Source organism: Actinoplanes subglobosus (assembly GCF_042650585.1).
In the GTDB taxonomy this organism is placed as follows: domain Bacteria; phylum Actinomycetota; class Actinomycetes; order Mycobacteriales; family Micromonosporaceae; genus Actinoplanes; species Actinoplanes subglobosus.
The window spans coordinates 243,321-258,319 of record NZ_JBHSBL010000029.1 but is presented as its reverse complement, the minus strand read 5'-3'; the positions used below and the strand labels follow the sequence as shown (position 1 = coordinate 258,319).

Below are 14,999 nucleotides of genomic sequence, written 5' to 3'. Positions count from 1 at the left end.
CCTCGACTTCTACCAGCAAGCCCTGCCCATCCAGCGGGAGGTCGGCAACCGGGCCAACGAAGCCACCACCCTCAACAACATAGGCCACCTATACGACGGGCTAGGCGATCGTAGGCGGGCCCTCGACTTCTACCAACAGGCCCTGCCCATCCAGCGGGAGGTCGGCAACCGGGCCGGCGAAGCCACCACCCTCAACAACATCTCCGCCGTCCGGTTCGTGCAGGGTGATCTGGCCGGGGCGGAGCAGGTGCTGGGTGAGGTGCTCGAGCTCGTACGTCTGGTCGGGGACCGGGCTGCGGAGGCGCTGGTGTGTTTCAACATGGCGGTGCTACTCGCAGAGACAGACCGGGTCGCCGAGGCCGTCACGGTGCAGCATCAGGCCGTCGAGTCGGCTGAGCAGACCCGCCATCCCGCGTTGGGACGGATGCGGGAGTTCCTGGTTCGTCTCGAACGGATGGCGCGAGGAGAGGATGAGAACGATGGGTGACGCCACAGTCGAGGTTTCCGGGCCGCAGGCCGAGCTGCGGGCGGTGGAGCGACGGGCGGCGCTGGTCGCGGCGGCCGGTCCTGACGAGAGGGTGTCGCCGGTGCAGGTGCGGCGGCCTCGGCGGAGTTGGTGATCGCGGTGATCTCGTTGGTGTTCTCCGAGGTCGAGGTGGCCAAGACGATCGCCGAGTGGTGGCAGTCGCGTAGTAAGCAGGAAGCCGTGGTCACGGTTCTGCTGCCCGAAGGCAGCCGGATCGAATGCGGCGACGACAGCCGGACACAACTGGCGATCGCCATGCGCCGCACCGACCAGCAGTGACCGGCGGCCACCAGAAGAGAGGGCAGGGAAGTCGAATGGCCACGTTCGAGCTGGAGATCTTCGAGCAGACCTCCACCTACTACGAGCTGCGCTTGTCGTCCGGCGGCGGCCAGCCACAGACTCGTGGCCTGGACAAGGCTGCGGTCGACGAGCTGGTCGCGCTGGTACAGCGTGACTACAGCAGTGCCGCTGACGCGCAGAAGGTGTTCGGTGCGGACCGGCTGACTGAGCTCGGGACACAGTTGACGGCGTTCCTCGACGGTGACGGCCGGTGGCTGGCCCCGATGCTCGCCCATCCTGATGGGTCGGTGTTACGGATCACCGCCGAGCACCGGCTACGGCATCTGCCCTGGGAACTGCTCGTTGCGAAGGAGAGTGGTTTCCTGAGCGTGGCCGGGCGGGCGCCGCTGCTGCCGGTGCGGGCGGTCGGTACGCATGCGACGCCGAACGGCCCGGCCGCCCCTGGGAACCGGCCGTTACGGGTGCTGTTCATGGCGGCCTCTCCTGAAGGTGTCGAGCCGGTACTGAACTTCGAGGGCGAGGAAGCCAGGATTCTGGACGCGACGCAGCGTACCGGCACTGATCTGGTGGTTGAGGAGAGCGGTTCTCTGGAGGGTTTGCAGTTCCTCAGCCGTAACTACGGCGCCGGTCATTTCGACGTGCTGCATCTGACCGGCCACGCCACCACGAACGCTGGTGGTGGGCCGCCGGTGTTCCTGGTGGAGAACGAGTTCGGTGCGCCGGCCACGGCAACGGCCGATCAGATCGCTCAGGCGATGCAGGGGCGCTGGCCTCGGCTGGTGTTCGTCTCCGGCTGCCTGACCGCTGACGCTCCCGAGGACGGGCTGTTTCCGTCGATGAGTGAAACCCTGGTCCAGGCTGGTGCCCCGGCCGTGCTCGGCTGGGCGCTACCGGTCGGTGATGTCTCGGCCACCGACTTCGCCGCCGCCCTTTATCGGGCACTGGCCGACGGCCTGGGCTTGGACCAGGCCGTCATCGAGGCCCGCCGCCACCTCTACCAGGAGCGGAGCCCGTACTGGCATCTGCTGCGCGTCTATGCCGACCGGTCCCCGCTGGCGCCCATGGTCACCCCGCTCAACACCGAGGACCGCGAACCACCGCAGGTACTCGCCGCCAGTCAGCAGTTCCTGGACCCGCAGACCCAGCTGTCGCGGGTGGCGTCGCGCGCCGAGTTCGTCGGCCGGCGCCGGGTCATCCAACGCTGCCTGCGCGCCCTCAAACAACGCGCCGGTACCTCGGACGCGGTGCAGGGGCTGCTGCTGGCCGGCATGGGTGGTCTGGGCAAAAGCAGCCTCGCCTCCCGGCTACTGGAACGCATGCCCACCCACCAGCGTGCCGTCTGGTTCGGGCACGTCGACCTCACCAAGTTCCGGGAACTCACCGCCAAGATCCAGTTCAGCAGTCCGGAACAACTCGTCGAGGCCACTAAGCTGCTGGACAACGAACAGATTCCGCTGCTGGCCAGGTTGACATTCCTGCTCGGCAACCGTGGGCCACTGGGTAAGAAGCCCTGCCTGTTCGTGTTCGACGACTTCGAAACCGGCAACCTCGACACCCGCACCGACGGCAGCCGTGTGCTCACCCCGGAGATGGCCGGTATCCTGCCCGCCCTGCTGCAGGCGATCCGTGACACCGGCAGCCCCAGCCGGGTCATCATCACCAGCCGCTACCGCTTCCCCGAGCCTGCCGGCACGCGCATCGCCGTCGAGGGCCTGGAATCTCTCACCCTGGTCGAGCAGATCAAGAAGATCGCGAACCTGAAGAACCTGCGCTCGGACTCCAGCCTGGACCCTGCCATCCGGGCCAGCGCGATCGAGGCCGCGGACGGTAACCCTCGCCTGCTCGACTGGCTCGACCGGATCGTCGCCGACCCCGGCCTCGACATCACCGGCCTGCTCGCCGCCATCAAGGCCGAAGCCGACCGGTTCCGGCGTGAGACCGTCCTGGCCGGCAACCTGCTCGACTCCCAACACCCCGAGATGCACCGCATGCTCGCCAAAGTCAACGTGGTGAACCTGCCCGTACCCGCCGCCACCGTCCACGCCCTGCACCAGCATCCCGACGCCGACAGGCACCTCACCCGGGCCGTCGAACTCGGCCTGCTCGAAGAAGGCACCGACCCCGAAACCCGCCAGCCCCGCTACTACGTCTCCAACGTCCTGCACCCCCTGATCCACGATCTGCTCACCGACGACGACTACACAGAAGCCTGCGCCGCCGCCGCCCAATCCCTGCACCAGCTCTGGGTCCTCGACACCACCACCCCCGACACCTCGCGATGACCACCACGGCTGCCATCGCCCGGTGGGCTGAGGTGCATCGGCTCGCGGTCGCCGGACGGCAGGCCGATATCGCCCAGGACGTCGGCGATCGGGTTGGCCGGGTATGGCTGCGTGTCTCCCGGTTCGCTGATGTAGAGGCGCTGGCCACAGCGACCCTGACCCTGGGCACGGACGCCGACGCCTTCTACGACCGTGGTCGGGCGCGGCAGGCGACCGGCCGACCCCGGCCGGCGTTGCAGGACTTTCAGCAGTCCCTAGCCCTGTACCGGCAAGCCGGTCACCGCGGCAACGAAGCCGCTACCCTCAACAACATCGGCAGCGTGTACAACGGGCTGGGCGACCGTGGACAGGCCCTCGACTTCTACCAGCAGGCCCTGCCCATCCAGCGGGAAGTCGGCAACCGGGCCGGCGAGGCCGTCACCCTCAACAACATCGGCCACCTATACGACGGGTTGGGCGACCGGAGGCGGGCCCTCGACTTCTACCAGCAGGCCCTGCCCATCCGGCGGGAGGTCGGTGACCGGGCCGGGGAGGCCGTCACCCTCAACAACATCGGCGGCGTGTACAACGGGCTGGGCGACCGTGGACAGGCCCTCGACTTCTACCAGCAGGCCCTGCCCATCACACGGGAGGTCGGCAACCGGGCCGGCGAAGCCACCACCCTCAACAACATCGGCATGGTGTACAACGGGCTGGGCGACCGTGGACAGGCCCTCGACTTCTACCAGCAGGCACTGCCCATCACACGGGAGGTCGGCAACCGGGCCGGCGAAGCCACCACCCTCAACAACATCGGCGGCGTCTACGAAGGGCTGGGCGACCGTGGACAGGCCCTCGACTTTTACCAGCAGGCCCTGCCCATCCGGCGGGAGGTCGGTGACCGGGCCGGCGAAGCCACCACCCTCAACAACATCGGCCACCTGTACGACGGGCTGGGCGACCGTGGACAGGCCCTCGACTTCTACCAGCAGGCCCTGCCCATCCAGCGGGAGGTCGGTGACCGGGCCGGCGAAGCCACCACCCTCAACAACATCGGCATCGTGTACAACGGGCTGGGCGATCGTGGGCGGGCCCTCGATTTCTGCCAGCAGGCCCTGCCCATCATGCGGGAGGTCGGTGACCGGGTCGGCGAAGCCACCACCCGATACAACATCGCGATGATCCACCACGCGCACGGCGACCTCGACAACGCGATCCGCGAACTCGAACACGTCGTCGACCTCGACCGCCAAGTCGGCCACCCCGACCTCGCCGACGACACCGCCGTCCTGCAACAACTGCGCCAGCAACAAGCAGAAACCCAGAAGCCGCCCCCACCCACACCATGAACCACATCAGAACGAACACTCGTCGGGCTATTCAAAATCGGTCGGCGCCCTCGTGGGCCGATCCGCCGACTGGGTGAAAGCGCTGGAACCGGCTGGCTGCTCCCGCCCCGGCTGCAGATGATGGTCTCCGTTGCCGGAGCTCTGGAACTGCGTGATCTACGCGTTGCCCGCCGCAGGCGGCGAACCTGTACTGCGATCCGGGCCGACTCGGCCGCGGGCGGTGGTTTCCTCTCCACCGCCCCCGGCCGACGGGTCGGCGATGGCCGGGACTCGTCGGCACTCATCGCCGCCCATGGTGGCCGGCCTCCCTGTGCGAGGTGTCAGCGGACGGACTTGATGCGGGTGAAGACGATCAGGCCGCCGATCAGGGCGAGGACCGCGCCGGTGAGGTAGAGCAGCGTGTAGTTCTTCTCCCCGCCCACGGCGCCGACGGCGATGATGAACGGGGCGATCAGCGGCGCGACGGCGCTGGGCAGCTTGTGCGCGAACTGCACGACGGCGATGTAGCGGCCGGACTCCTCGCGGCTCGGGATGACGGCGAGAACGATCGCCTGGTCGACAGCGCTGAAGAAGGCGATCGCCAGCTGCATCAGTACCGAACCGACGAGCAGCGTCGGGAACGAGTGGGCGAACGCTTCGACGATCGCGCCGGCGACGAAGAAGATCGCGCCGATCAGGGCGAACAGTCTGCGGCGGCGCAGCTTGTCGGAGAGGAAGCCGCCGCCGATGGCTCCGGCTGTCGCGGCGACCACACCGATGACGCCGATGATGGCCACGGTGCCGGCGACCTCGCGTACCGGGAGGTCGAGCCTTTGGGCGTAGAAGAAGGTGGTGAAGGTGGTGTTGAAGTAGAGGCCCATGAAGAAGGCGAGCCGGCCCAGCCAGTTCCAGCCGAAGTCGGGGTACTTGCGCGGGTTGAACAGGTAACTCGACAGCAGGGAGCGCGCGGAGACGGGGGCTGGGGTGCCGACGTCGCGGCTGTCGTCGTTGCCGAAGGTGAGGAAGACTGCGACCAGGGCGACGCCGACCAGGCCGGGCAGCACGAAGACGAGGAAGGTGCTGCCGCTGACCAGGGAGGTGATGCCGACGCCGATGATCGGCGCGATCTGCCCGGTGAGGCCGGTGAATCCGGAGATCTTGCCGCGTTGTTCCTCGGGGATGCGGTCGGCCTGGATGCTGAGGATGATCTGCGAGGCGGTGGCCCAGCCGAGCATGGCCACGACCCAGCAGGCGCCGACGAGCAGCACGGTGGGGGCGACCGCGATGGCGAACAGGGCGGCCAGGCCGAGCAGGGTTCCGGCGAGCAGGAACGGCCGGCGGCGGCCGAACCGGCTGCGGGTGCGGTCGCTCCAGACGCCGACCAGCGGGCTGAGGATCAGGTAGATGGCCTGGGCGGTCCCGGTGACATAGCCGAGGACCTCCTCGCGGCCGGGGGCGAGTTCGTCGATGCGGACGGCGAGGGAGAACGCGACGGGAACGATGAAGGCCATGGAGACGCCGAAGTTGGCGGCCATCATCCAGAACACGTACCGGCCGCTCGCCTTCTGCACGGGCTCCACGGTCCTGCCTTCGTCGGTTGCGGGGTCGTCGGCGGCCAGTGTCATATGCGTGGCTCCTGCTCTGCGGCGAGTTTGAAAACATGCGTGGGCTGGGTGGTGGTCAGCCCGGTGAGGATGTCGTGGGCCTCGTCCTCGTCGAGGCGGTGCGCGGCGACGAGGTCGGCGAGGTGGCCGGCGTCGAGGCGGCGGGCCATGTCGTGGCGGGCCGGGATGGAGCAGAAGGCCCGGGTGTCGTCGATGAAGCCGGACAGGCGAGAGAAGCCGGCGATCTCGGTGACGGCTTGCTGGTACGAGCGGATCGCCGCCGGGTTGTCGAGGAACCACCACGGGGCGCCGGCGTACACCGAGGGGTAGAAGCCGGCCAACGGGGCGATCTCCCGGCTGTAGACGGTGGCGTCGGTGGTGAACAACACCAGGTGCAGGTTCGGGTGGGTGCCGTAGCGGGCCAGCAGCGGCTGCAGTGCCCGGGTGAACTCCACGGTGGTGGGGATGTCGTGGCCGGTGTCCGGTCCGTACTCGGCCAGGGTCGGGGGGTGATGGTTGCGGTGGATGGCCGGGTGCAGGGTCATGACCAGGCCGTCGTCGCAGGACATCCGGGCCATCTCGCAGATCATGTGCCGGCGGAACGCGGTGGCCTCGGCCTCGGTGGCCTGCCCGGACAGGGCCTGGTCGAAGATGCGGGCGGCGTCGGCCGGGTCGAGTGGCTCGGCGACCGCGTCGGCGTGGCTGTGGTCGGTGGAGACGGCGCCGTGCTCTCGGAAGTAGCGGCGGCGGTCCTCGAGGGCCGCGATGTAGCCGCGGTAGTCGCCGGCACCGAGCTCCTTGACGGCGGTGGCCCAGTCGGGGCGGGCCGGTTCCAGATAGCGGTCGGGGCGGAAGGTCGGCACGATACGGGTCGTGACGCCGGGGTCGGCGGCGAGGCGGGCGTGCGCTGCGAGGGTGTCGGCGGGGTCGTCGGTGGTGGCCAGGAAGTCGATCCGGAACCGGTCGAGCAGTGCCCGGGGCCGGTGGCTGTCGCGGGACAACTGCTCGGCGATCTGGTCGTAGATGTCGTCGGCGGTGGCCGCGGACGGCTGCCGGGTGACACCGAAGACGCCGGTCAGCACGTCCTCCAGCCAGTAGCGGACCGGAGTGCCGGCCAGCAGCCGCCAGTTGCCGCAGAGCAGTCGCCAGGCGGCGCGGGCCTGCGGCTCGGGCAGCGGGCCCTGCCCGACGCCGAGGCCGGCCAGGGGCACCCCGCCGGCGTGCAGCAGCCGGGTCACGTAGTGGTCGGGCTGCAGGAACAGGGCGGTGGGGTCGGTGAACGGGGTGTCGTCGGCGAGGATGCCGGGGTCGACGTGCCCATGCGGGGAGATGATCGGCAGGTCACGGACCGTCTGGTGGAGCCGCCGCGCGATCGACCGGACCGGTTCCGCGGCGGGTAGCAGCCGGTCGGGATGCGGGTTCAGGGGAAGGTCCGTTGCCATGCCGCTGAGCGTGCGGATTGTTTCCGGCGCGTGGCAAAGAGTTGCCATCTGTTGCACGCCGCTGTTGCGGCCGGTTCGGCGGCGGGGGCACCGTGCGCTCATGGACAACATGATCGGCGGTGCCGGGAAAACCCTCACCGACGCGGAGGTACGGGGATTCGTGCTGACCCGGCTCGCTCAGGAGGACCTGGACGGGCGGCGGGTGTGCGTGATCGTCCCGGACGCGACGCGCAGCTGCCCGCTCCCGCTGCTGCTGGGTGCCGTGCACGAGGCTCTGACCGGGCGGGCGGCCACGGTCACGGTGCTGGTCGCGCTCGGTACGCACGCACCGATGACACCGGAGCAGCTGGCACGGCACCTCGGTGGGCCGTACGACGCAATGGTGATCCGCAACCACGAGTGGTGGGTGCCCGAATCGCTGGTCTCGCTCGGCGGCATCGCCGCGGAGCGGGTGGCGGAGCTGTCCGAGGGACGGATGCGGCAACCGGTCGACGTCACGCTGAACCGGGCCGTGGTGGAGCACGACGTGTGCCTGGTGATCGGACCGGTGTTCCCGCACGAGGTCGTCGGCTTCTCCGGCGGCAACAAGTACTTCTTTCCCGGGGTGGCCGGTCAGGAGATCATCGACTTCTCGCACTGGCTGGGCGCGCTGATCAGTAGCGCCGAGATCATCGGCACCCGGGGGATCACGCCGGTGCGGGCGCTGATCGACGAGGCGGCCGCCCTGATCCCGGCCCGGCGGCTGGCGTTGTGCCTGGTCGTGCAGTCCGGGACGGGTGCGCTGCACGCGGCGGCGTTCGGGCCACCGGAGCAGGCGTGGGCGGCGTGCGCGGACGTCTCCGCGCAGACCCACGTGCGCTACCTGGACGCGCCGGTCCGGCGGGTGCTGTCGCTGATTCCGGAGAAGTACGACGACATGTGGACCGGGGCGAAGGGCTTCTACAAGGTGGAACCGATCGTCGCCGACGGTGGCCAGGTGATCGTCTACGCACCGCACATCACCCGGATCTCGCAGATGCACCCGGAGATCGAACAGCTCGGCTACCACTGTCGCGACTACTTCGTGAAGCAGTGGGACCGGTTCTCCGGGCATCACTGGGGGGTGCTGGCGCATTCGACGCATCTGCGGGGCGCCGGAACCTGGGATCCGGAGCACGGTGAGCGGGCCCGCGTCACGGTCACGCTCGCCACCGGCATTCCCGAGCAGGTGGTACGGGCGGCGAACCTCGACTACCTCGATCCGGCGGCCGTCGACGTGGACGCCCTGGCCGCCGACCCGGAGACCCTGGTGGTGCCCCAGGCCGGGGAGGTGCTGTTCCGCCTGCGGTGAGCCGTCGACGCCCGCACCACCAGCTGGGCGGGCAGGCTGACCGGTTCGTGGGTGGTGGGGCGGGCGCCGCGGCTCAGTGCGAGCAGGTTCCGCACGGCGGCCTGCCCCATCGCGTGCAGGGGTGCGGCCACCGTGGTCACGGCCGGGGTGACCAGCTCGGTGGCGAAGATGTTGTCGAACCCGACCACGCTGACGTCCTCGGGGACCCGTACGCCGGCCGCGGTCAGCGTCCGGATCAGGCCGATCGCCATCAGGTCGTTGTACGCGATCACCGCCGAGGTGGGATGTCTCTGCAGCTCGGCGACGGCTGCGGCGCCGCCGGCGACGGTCGGCTCGAAGGGCCCGATCCGATGCGCGTGCAGGTCCAGGTCGTGGACGGCCTCCCGCAACGCCCGCCAGCGGGTGCCGTCGGCCCACGACGCTTCCGGACCGGCCACGTAGGTGATCCTGTCGTGCCCGAGCTCGGCCAGATGCTCCACGGCCCGGCGCATGCCGCGCGGATTGTCGGTGACCACGCTCGGAACGTCGGTGACGGCCCGGTTCAGCACGATCACCGGCCGCTGCTTGGCGATCATCCGGATCGCCGAGTCGGACATCCGTGACGTGGCCAGCACGATGCCGTCCACCAGGGAGACCGCCCGTTCCAGGGCCTCACGCTCCTTCGCGCCGGACTCCTGGGCGTCGGTGAGCAGCAGCGTGTAGCCGGACTCGGTCGCGGCGGCCTGAGCGCCCCGGATGATCTCGTTGTAGAACGGGTTCGTCACGTCCGAGATGACCAGGCTGAGCATCGATGTGCGGCCGGTCGGCAGCGCACGGGCCAGCGGATTCGTGCGGTAGCCCAGCTCTGCGGCCACGGTGCGGATCCGTTCGGCGGTCTCGGCGTTGACCCGTCCGGGCCGGGCGAACGCCCGCGACACCGTCGAGGAGGCGACACCGGCCGCACGGGCCACGTCGTAGATCGTCGGTGACTTCGCCGCCTGCTCCGCCATTTGTTTCCCCCTTGTTTCCCGGGAGGGCGACGGTATCCGGCGGCGCAACAATTGGCAACCGCTTGCCAGCCGCTCAGCGGCTGCGGTGAGCTGGGCTTCGACGATGCGAAGGAGAGCAGGATGAGCGGTACGGAGACCGACAGTGTCGTCAGCCGGCTCAGCGTCATGCTGACCGGAATCGACAGACTCGCGATCGCCTATTCCGGCGGCGTCGACTCCGCGCTGCTGCTGGAGCTGGCAGCCCGGGCGCTGGGCCGCGACCGGGTCCTCGCCGTCCTCGGGATCTCACCCAGCCTGCCGGAGCACGAGCGCACCGCCGCGCACGACGTCGCCCGGCACATCGGGGTGCCGGTCATCGAGGTGACCACCCGTGAAGGCGACCGGCCGGACTATCGGCGCAACGGCCCCGACCGGTGTTTCCACTGCAAGGACGAGCTGTTCACGCGGATCACCGACGAGGTGATGAGTGAATACCGGCTGGACGCGGTCGCCTACGGGGAGAATGCCGACGACATACGCCGCCCGGACCGGCCCGGCGCCCGCGCGGCCACCGCCCACCGGGTGCTGCGCCCGCTGGCGGACCTCGGGCTCGGCAAGGCGGACGTACGGCGGCTCGCGGCGGCGTGTGGGCTGCCCTGCGCGGACAAGCCCGCGGCGCCGTGCCTGGCGTCGCGGATCCCGCACTTCACCGAGGTCACTCCGGCCCGGTTGGCGCAGGTCGAGCGGGCCGAGGCGGGGCTGCGGGCGCTCGGGTTCACCGATCTGCGGGTGCGCCACCACGGCGAAGTCGCCCGGATCGAGCTCTGCCCGGACGATCTGGTCCGGGCGGTCGGTGAGCCGATGCGGGAGGCCGTGCACGTGGCCGTGATCGGCGCGGGTTTCCGGTTCGCCGCGCTGGACGTCGCCGGAATCCAGTCCGGGGCGTTCACGCTGCCGCTGGTGCAGGCCGCCCGTGTCTGAGAGCCTCGGTTACGCCGACCTGGACCTGGATCGGACCGCGCGCCGCGGCTACCCGGAGGCCGTCTACTGCGCGGGCAAGACCCCGGCGCAGGTGGCGGGAATCGCCGCCGCGGTCCGCGACCGCCCTGACGTGGTCACCCTGTTCACCCGGGCCGACCCCGCCCATGCGGCCGCGGTCCTGGCCGAGCTGCCGGATGCCCACCACGATCCCGATGCCGGGCTGCTGGCCTGGCCGCCCACTCCCCCGCCGCTCACCGGCGGCCTGGTCGTGGTGGTCGCCGCCGGCACCTCCGACCTGCGTGCCGCCCGGGAGGCCGAGCTGACCGCCCGCTTTCTCGGCCGTCGCACCGAGCTCGTCGTCGACGTCGGGGTCGCCGGGTTGCACCGGATTCTGGCGCGTCGCGAACTGCTGCGCGCGGCGCGGGTGGTCGTGGTGGCCGCCGGGATGGACGGCGCGCTGCCCAGCGTCGTCGCGGGTCTGATCGCGGTGCCGGTGGTGGGGCTGCCGACCTCGGTCGGCTATGGTGCCGCGTTCGGCGGTCTGGCCCCGCTGTTGTCCATGCTGAACGCCTGCTCACCGGGGGTGGCGGTGGTGAACATCGACAACGGGTACGGCGCCGGGCACCTCGCGGCCCAGATAGCCGCGGATCCGGCCGCAATCGCCGCGGACCCGGCCGCAATCGCCACGGACCCGGCCGCAATCGCCGCCGACCCGGCCGCAATCGCCACGGGCCCGGCCGCATGAGCGGCCGGCACGCCTGGATCGACGCGTCCGCCGGGGTGGCCGGGGACATGCTGCTCGGTGCCCTGCTGGACGCGGGTGCCGACATCTCGGTGGTGCAGGCCGCCATCGACGCGGTGGCGCCGGACTCGGTTCGGATCAGCACCACCGAGGTGACCCGGGCCGGGTTGCGCGCCCGCAAGGCGCACGTGGCGGCGCTCACCGGCAGCCCGCCGCACCGCACGTGGGCGTCGATCCGGACGATGCTGACCGGCTTGGATCAGCCGGTCCGGGACCCGGCGATCTCGGTCTTCGCCCGGCTGGCCGAGGCCGAGGCACGGGTGCACGGGGTCGCCGCCGACGACGTGCACTTCCACGAGGTGGGGGCGCTCGACTCGATCGCCGACGTGATCGGTGTGTGCGCCGCACTGCACGATCTCGGGATCACCTCGGTGTCGTGCGGGGCGGTGGCCGTCGGATCCGGGCACGTCCGCGGCGCCCACGGCAGGCTGCCGGTGCCGGTGCCCGCGGTCGCCGAACTGTCCCGAGGATGGCAGGTGTTCGCGGGCGGTGACGGTGAACTGGCCACGCCGACCGGGATGGCCCTGGTCCGGGCTCTCGCCGAGGTCTGCGAGCACCTGCCGCCGATGACGCTCGACGTGGTCGGTGTGGGCGCCGGCGGACGGGACCTCCCCGACCGGGCCAATGTGGTCCGGGTGCTGGTCGGCGCCGCTGCCGGCGGTGACGGCGCGGATGCCGTGCTGGTGGAGGCCAACGTCGACGATCTGGATCCGCGGCTGTGGCCCGGGGTCCTCGCGGGCCTGCTGGAGCTGGGTGCCGCGGACGCGTGGCTGACACCGATCGTGATGAAGAAGGGCCGGCCCGCCCACACTCTCAGCGTGCTCTGTGCACCGGCCACGGTGCCGCGCGTGCGGGATCACATCTTCGAGAACACCACGACCTTGGGAGTACGGGAGTCGCCGCGCCGCAAGACACCCCTGGAGCGGCTGTTCGTGACGGTCGAGGTGCCGGGCGGGACGATCGCTGTCAAGGTTGGCCACCGTGACGGCGTGATCCTGCAGGCCATGCCGGAGTTCGACGAGGTCACGGCGGTCGCCCGTGCGGTGGGACGCCCCGAGCGGGTGGTGCTACAGCAGGCGCTGTCCGCCGCCGCGGAACGCGGGCTCGTCACCGGCAACCGGCTGGCCTGCTGACAGGCCCGCGAGCACCCGGCGGATCACCTGTTGCGGCTCGGCGTCGATGTCGACGGTGAAGCCGGCCTCGTCGGGTTGCAGGCCTTCGAGCGTCTGCAGCTGTGAGGCGAGCAGCGTGGCCGGCATGAAATGGCCCCGCCTGCCGTCCAGGCGCCGGGCGAGCAGATCCGCGTCGGCGTGCAGGTGCACGAACCGCAGATCGGGCGCGCCCGCCCGAAGCACGTCACGGTAGCGGCGGCGCAACGCCGAACAGGCCAGCACGGCCGGTCGCCCACCGGCCTGGGCACCGCCCGCAATCTCGGCGGCGAGCCAGGTGGCGCACGCCCGCAGCCACGGTTCGCGGTCGTCGTCGGTCAGTGGCACGCCGGATGCCATCCTGGCCTTGTTCGCGGCCGGGTGCAGGTCGTCGGCGTCCATGAAGATCGCACCGGGGATGGCCGCGGCGAGCTGGGCGCCGACGGTCGACTTGCCGCATCCTGACACGCCCATCACGACGATGGCTTCCGGCATCGGGACGGACTCTCCTGTTCTTCAGGCGGTGGGGCCGGCGGCGCGGGCAAGGGGGTCCCGCGCCGCCGGGGACTCGGTCAGGCCGGTTTGCGGTTGCCGAGGCTACGCCAGCGCCGGCGCAGTTCCTGGGCGGCGGCCTTGGGCCGGCGGTCGCGGGTGAACACGCCCTTCTTGTTGCCGTCGACGCGGTGGATGCCGTGCGAGGTCTGGAAGTCGGCGAAGTTCCAGACGTGCTCACCGACGAATCCGTCGATGCGGTCGAAGACACGGTGGTGCATGGCCAGGAACGCGGCCTGGTACTCCTCGGTCCACGGGGTGTCCCACACCGAGTGCAGACCGGCCTGGGTGTCGGCACCGTACTCACTCATCATGATGGGCTTGCCGAATCGCTGGAGCCAGCCCCGCAGGTCACCCTCCAGGTACTGCTCGGCGGTGGCCAGGTCACCGGTGGCCACGTACCAGCCGTAGTAGCGGTTGATCGACAGCACGTCGAACAGGTCGGCGATCCTGTCGTTGGCGGCGGTGGCGAACATGACCGCCGAGTAGGTCAGCGGCCGGGTCGGGTCGAGCGTGCGGGCCAGCTTGACCAGCGGCTCGAAGTATTCACGGGCGCCGTCCTCGTTGGAGGCCGGCTCGTTGGTCAGTGACCACATGACCACGCTGGGGTGGTTCTTGTCCCGGGCGATCAGCTCGGTGATCGCCTGCGCGTGTGCGGCCCGGGTGTCGTCGCCGAACGTCTCCGGGGAGAAGGTGGGCCGGGGCGGGGCACCGGTCAGTCCGGAGACGATGGCGAGGTTGAGGCCGACGGCGGCCGTCTCGTCGATGACGACGATGCCGTGCCGGTCGGCGAAATCCAGGACCTCTTCGGCGTACGGGTAATGCGAGGTCCGGAACGAGTTGGCACCGACCCAGTCCAGCAGTTGGAAATCGTGCACGAGATAGGCGTCGTCGTGACCCTTGCCGCGCACGGGGGTGTCCTCGTGCTTGCCGAACCCGGTGAAGTAGAACGGCTCCCCATTGATGAGGAAGTCGGTGCCACGGACCTCGACCGTCCGTACTCCGAAGGGTTGTCCGTAGACGTCGTGGCCGTCGATCGAGGCCTCGAGCGTGTAGAGGTACCCGGCGCCGGGCTGCCACAGGATCGGGTCGTCGATCTTCGCGATGCCGTCGGCCCCGGTCGCGACCACGGCGCCGTCCTGATCCAGGATTCGCACGTCAACATTGACGGGTGCACTTGTCAATGTTGAGTAGTTGATTGTCCCGTCGAGTGCGGTCAACACGTCGACGTCGGTGATGTGCAGTTGAGGAACGCTGTGCAGCCACACCGACCGGTGCAGGCCGGCGTAGTTGTAGAAGTCGTGCTGGTACTGCTGCCGTTTCCGGCCCGCCTGGTCGACGGTGATCGTGCCAGGCGGGATCGTGGTCTCGGTGAGCTCGTTGTTCACGCCGATCGTCAGCACGAACGACTCCCCGGCCGTGACCAGGTCGGTGATGTCCGCATCGAACGGCGTGTAACCACCGACGTGCTCGGCCACCAACGTGTCCCCGGCGTAGACCCGGCCATGGTGGGTGGCCGCCTCCACCCGCACGAGGATCCGCTCACCGGCCCAGCCGCGCGGTACCCGGACGGTACGCCGGTACCAGGCCCAGCCGACGTGGTCACGGATCGCCGGGTCGGTGAACAGGTCGTTGTAGCTGGCCGGGACGGCCGCTTCGAGAACGGTGCCGGTGTCGAAGGCGTCACCGACCGAGAATCGCCACAGTCCGTCGAGGCGGATCTGCTCGCGGGTGGCGGTGGGGCGGGGTTTGAGCAT

General features: G+C 70.1%; 14 protein-coding genes. 9 read left to right on the top strand and 5 right to left on the bottom strand.

The genetic code is table 11. The features are described from left to right. From ACFO0C_RS44265 to ACFO0C_RS44245, 5 genes are all read left to right on the top strand, one after another. Positions 1 to 487, top strand: a 487-nt coding sequence (locus ACFO0C_RS44265; protein WP_378072865.1) for a tetratricopeptide repeat protein, incomplete at its 5' end; no start/stop codon positions are given. After that, positions 480 to 620 carry a hypothetical protein gene (locus tag ACFO0C_RS44260; RefSeq protein WP_378072864.1) on the top strand — a complete coding sequence of 47 codons (141 nt, stop codon included), beginning with the start codon at positions 480 to 482 and terminating at the stop codon, positions 618 to 620. The genes ACFO0C_RS44265 and ACFO0C_RS44260, both read left to right, overlap by 8 nt. A 5-nt stretch (positions 621 to 625) precedes the next feature. Continuing rightward, complete coding sequence (locus ACFO0C_RS44255; RefSeq protein ID WP_378072863.1) at positions 626 to 805, top strand: hypothetical protein; 180 nt, start codon at positions 626 to 628, stop codon at positions 803 to 805. A 35-nt stretch (positions 806 to 840) separates the two neighbouring features. After that, complete coding sequence (locus ACFO0C_RS44250) at positions 841 to 3,108, top strand: CHAT domain-containing protein (protein ID WP_378072862.1); 2,268 nt, start codon at positions 841 to 843, stop codon at positions 3,106 to 3,108. Further along, positions 3,105 to 4,436 (top strand): tetratricopeptide repeat protein, encoded by a 1,332-nt coding sequence (locus ACFO0C_RS44245; RefSeq protein WP_378072861.1) that lies wholly within the window; start codon positions 3,105 to 3,107, stop codon positions 4,434 to 4,436. Before ACFO0C_RS44250 ends, ACFO0C_RS44245 begins: the two co-directional genes overlap by 4 nt. 320 nt (positions 4,437 to 4,756) lie before the next feature. Here ACFO0C_RS44245 and ACFO0C_RS44240 read toward each other — a convergent pair whose 3' ends face one another. Both ACFO0C_RS44240 and uxaC read right to left on the bottom strand, forming a co-directional pair. Next, positions 4,757 to 6,040, bottom strand: a complete 1,284-nt coding sequence (locus tag ACFO0C_RS44240; RefSeq protein ID WP_378072860.1) for an MFS transporter — start codon at positions 6,038 to 6,040, stop codon at positions 4,757 to 4,759. Next, positions 6,037 to 7,461 (bottom strand): glucuronate isomerase, encoded by a 1,425-nt coding sequence (gene uxaC / locus ACFO0C_RS44235; protein ID WP_378072859.1) that lies wholly within the window; start codon positions 7,459 to 7,461, stop codon positions 6,037 to 6,039. Before uxaC ends, ACFO0C_RS44240 begins: the two co-directional genes overlap by 4 nt. Before the next feature lie 100 nt (positions 7,462 to 7,561). Between uxaC and ACFO0C_RS44230 the strand changes: the two genes are divergently transcribed. Beyond that, a complete protein-coding gene (locus ACFO0C_RS44230) occupies positions 7,562 to 8,791 on the top strand; it encodes a lactate racemase domain-containing protein (protein ID WP_378072858.1) in 1,230 nt (409 codons plus the stop codon). Here the strand turns inward: ACFO0C_RS44230 and ACFO0C_RS44225 are convergent. Then, positions 8,692 to 9,780: a LacI family DNA-binding transcriptional regulator gene (locus ACFO0C_RS44225; protein WP_378072857.1), complete on the bottom strand. Its 1,089-nt coding sequence runs from the start codon at positions 9,778 to 9,780 to the stop codon at positions 8,692 to 8,694. The two genes, ACFO0C_RS44230 and ACFO0C_RS44225, sit on opposite strands and share 100 nt — an antisense overlap. 120 nt (positions 9,781 to 9,900) lie before the next feature. Here ACFO0C_RS44225 and larE point away from each other — a divergent pair, with 120 nt between their 5' ends. From larE to larC, 3 genes are read left to right on the top strand one after another with little or no spacing between them, the layout of a single operon-like run. Next, the gene (larE, locus tag ACFO0C_RS44220) at positions 9,901 to 10,740 is read left to right on the top strand and encodes an ATP-dependent sacrificial sulfur transferase LarE (RefSeq protein ID WP_378072856.1); all 840 of its coding nucleotides are present in this window, start codon (positions 9,901 to 9,903) and stop codon (positions 10,738 to 10,740) included. Continuing rightward, positions 10,733 to 11,485, top strand: a complete 753-nt coding sequence (gene larB / locus ACFO0C_RS44215; protein ID WP_378072855.1) for a nickel pincer cofactor biosynthesis protein LarB — start codon at positions 10,733 to 10,735, stop codon at positions 11,483 to 11,485. The genes larE and larB overlap by 8 nt, the downstream gene beginning before the upstream one ends. Continuing rightward, positions 11,482 to 12,675: a nickel pincer cofactor biosynthesis protein LarC gene (gene larC, locus ACFO0C_RS44210; RefSeq protein ID WP_378072854.1), complete on the top strand. Its 1,194-nt coding sequence runs from the start codon at positions 11,482 to 11,484 to the stop codon at positions 12,673 to 12,675. The genes larB and larC overlap by 4 nt, the downstream gene beginning before the upstream one ends. On the opposite strand, the gene ACFO0C_RS44205 is transcribed toward larC, so the two are convergent. Next, positions 12,610 to 13,185, bottom strand: coding sequence for a gluconokinase (locus tag ACFO0C_RS44205; RefSeq protein ID WP_378072853.1), 576 nt, complete (start codon positions 13,183 to 13,185; stop codon positions 12,610 to 12,612). The genes larC and ACFO0C_RS44205 overlap by 66 nt on opposite strands. Positions 13,186 to 13,262: 77 nt before the next feature. Beyond that, the gene (gene uidA / locus ACFO0C_RS44200; RefSeq protein WP_378072852.1) at positions 13,263 to 14,999 is read right to left on the bottom strand and encodes a beta-glucuronidase; all 1,737 of its coding nucleotides are present in this window, start codon (positions 14,997 to 14,999) and stop codon (positions 13,263 to 13,265) included.

Coding starts and splice junctions, on each gene's coding strand:
- ACFO0C_RS44240 (WP_378072860.1), bottom strand. CDS start 6,040: ATGACACTGGCCGCCGACGACCCCGCAACCGACGAAGGCAGGACCGTG.
- ACFO0C_RS44260 (WP_378072864.1), top strand. CDS start 480: ATGGGTGACGCCACAGTCGAGGTTTCCGGGCCGCAGGCCGAGCTGCGG.
- ACFO0C_RS44225 (WP_378072857.1), bottom strand. CDS start 9,780: ATGGCGGAGCAGGCGGCGAAGTCACCGACGATCTACGACGTGGCCCGT.
- larE (WP_378072856.1), top strand. CDS start 9,901: ATGAGCGGTACGGAGACCGACAGTGTCGTCAGCCGGCTCAGCGTCATG.
- uidA (WP_378072852.1), bottom strand. CDS start 14,999: ATGCTCAAACCCCGCCCCACCGCCACCCGCGAGCAGATCCGCCTCGAC.
- uxaC (WP_378072859.1), bottom strand. CDS start 7,461: ATGGCAACGGACCTTCCCCTGAACCCGCATCCCGACCGGCTGCTACCC.
- ACFO0C_RS44205 (WP_378072853.1), bottom strand. CDS start 13,185: ATGCCGGAAGCCATCGTCGTGATGGGCGTGTCAGGATGCGGCAAGTCG.
- ACFO0C_RS44245 (WP_378072861.1), top strand. CDS start 3,105: ATGACCACCACGGCTGCCATCGCCCGGTGGGCTGAGGTGCATCGGCTC.
- ACFO0C_RS44250 (WP_378072862.1), top strand. CDS start 841: ATGGCCACGTTCGAGCTGGAGATCTTCGAGCAGACCTCCACCTACTAC.
- ACFO0C_RS44230 (WP_378072858.1), top strand. CDS start 7,562: ATGGACAACATGATCGGCGGTGCCGGGAAAACCCTCACCGACGCGGAG.
- larC (WP_378072854.1), top strand. CDS start 11,482: ATGAGCGGCCGGCACGCCTGGATCGACGCGTCCGCCGGGGTGGCCGGG.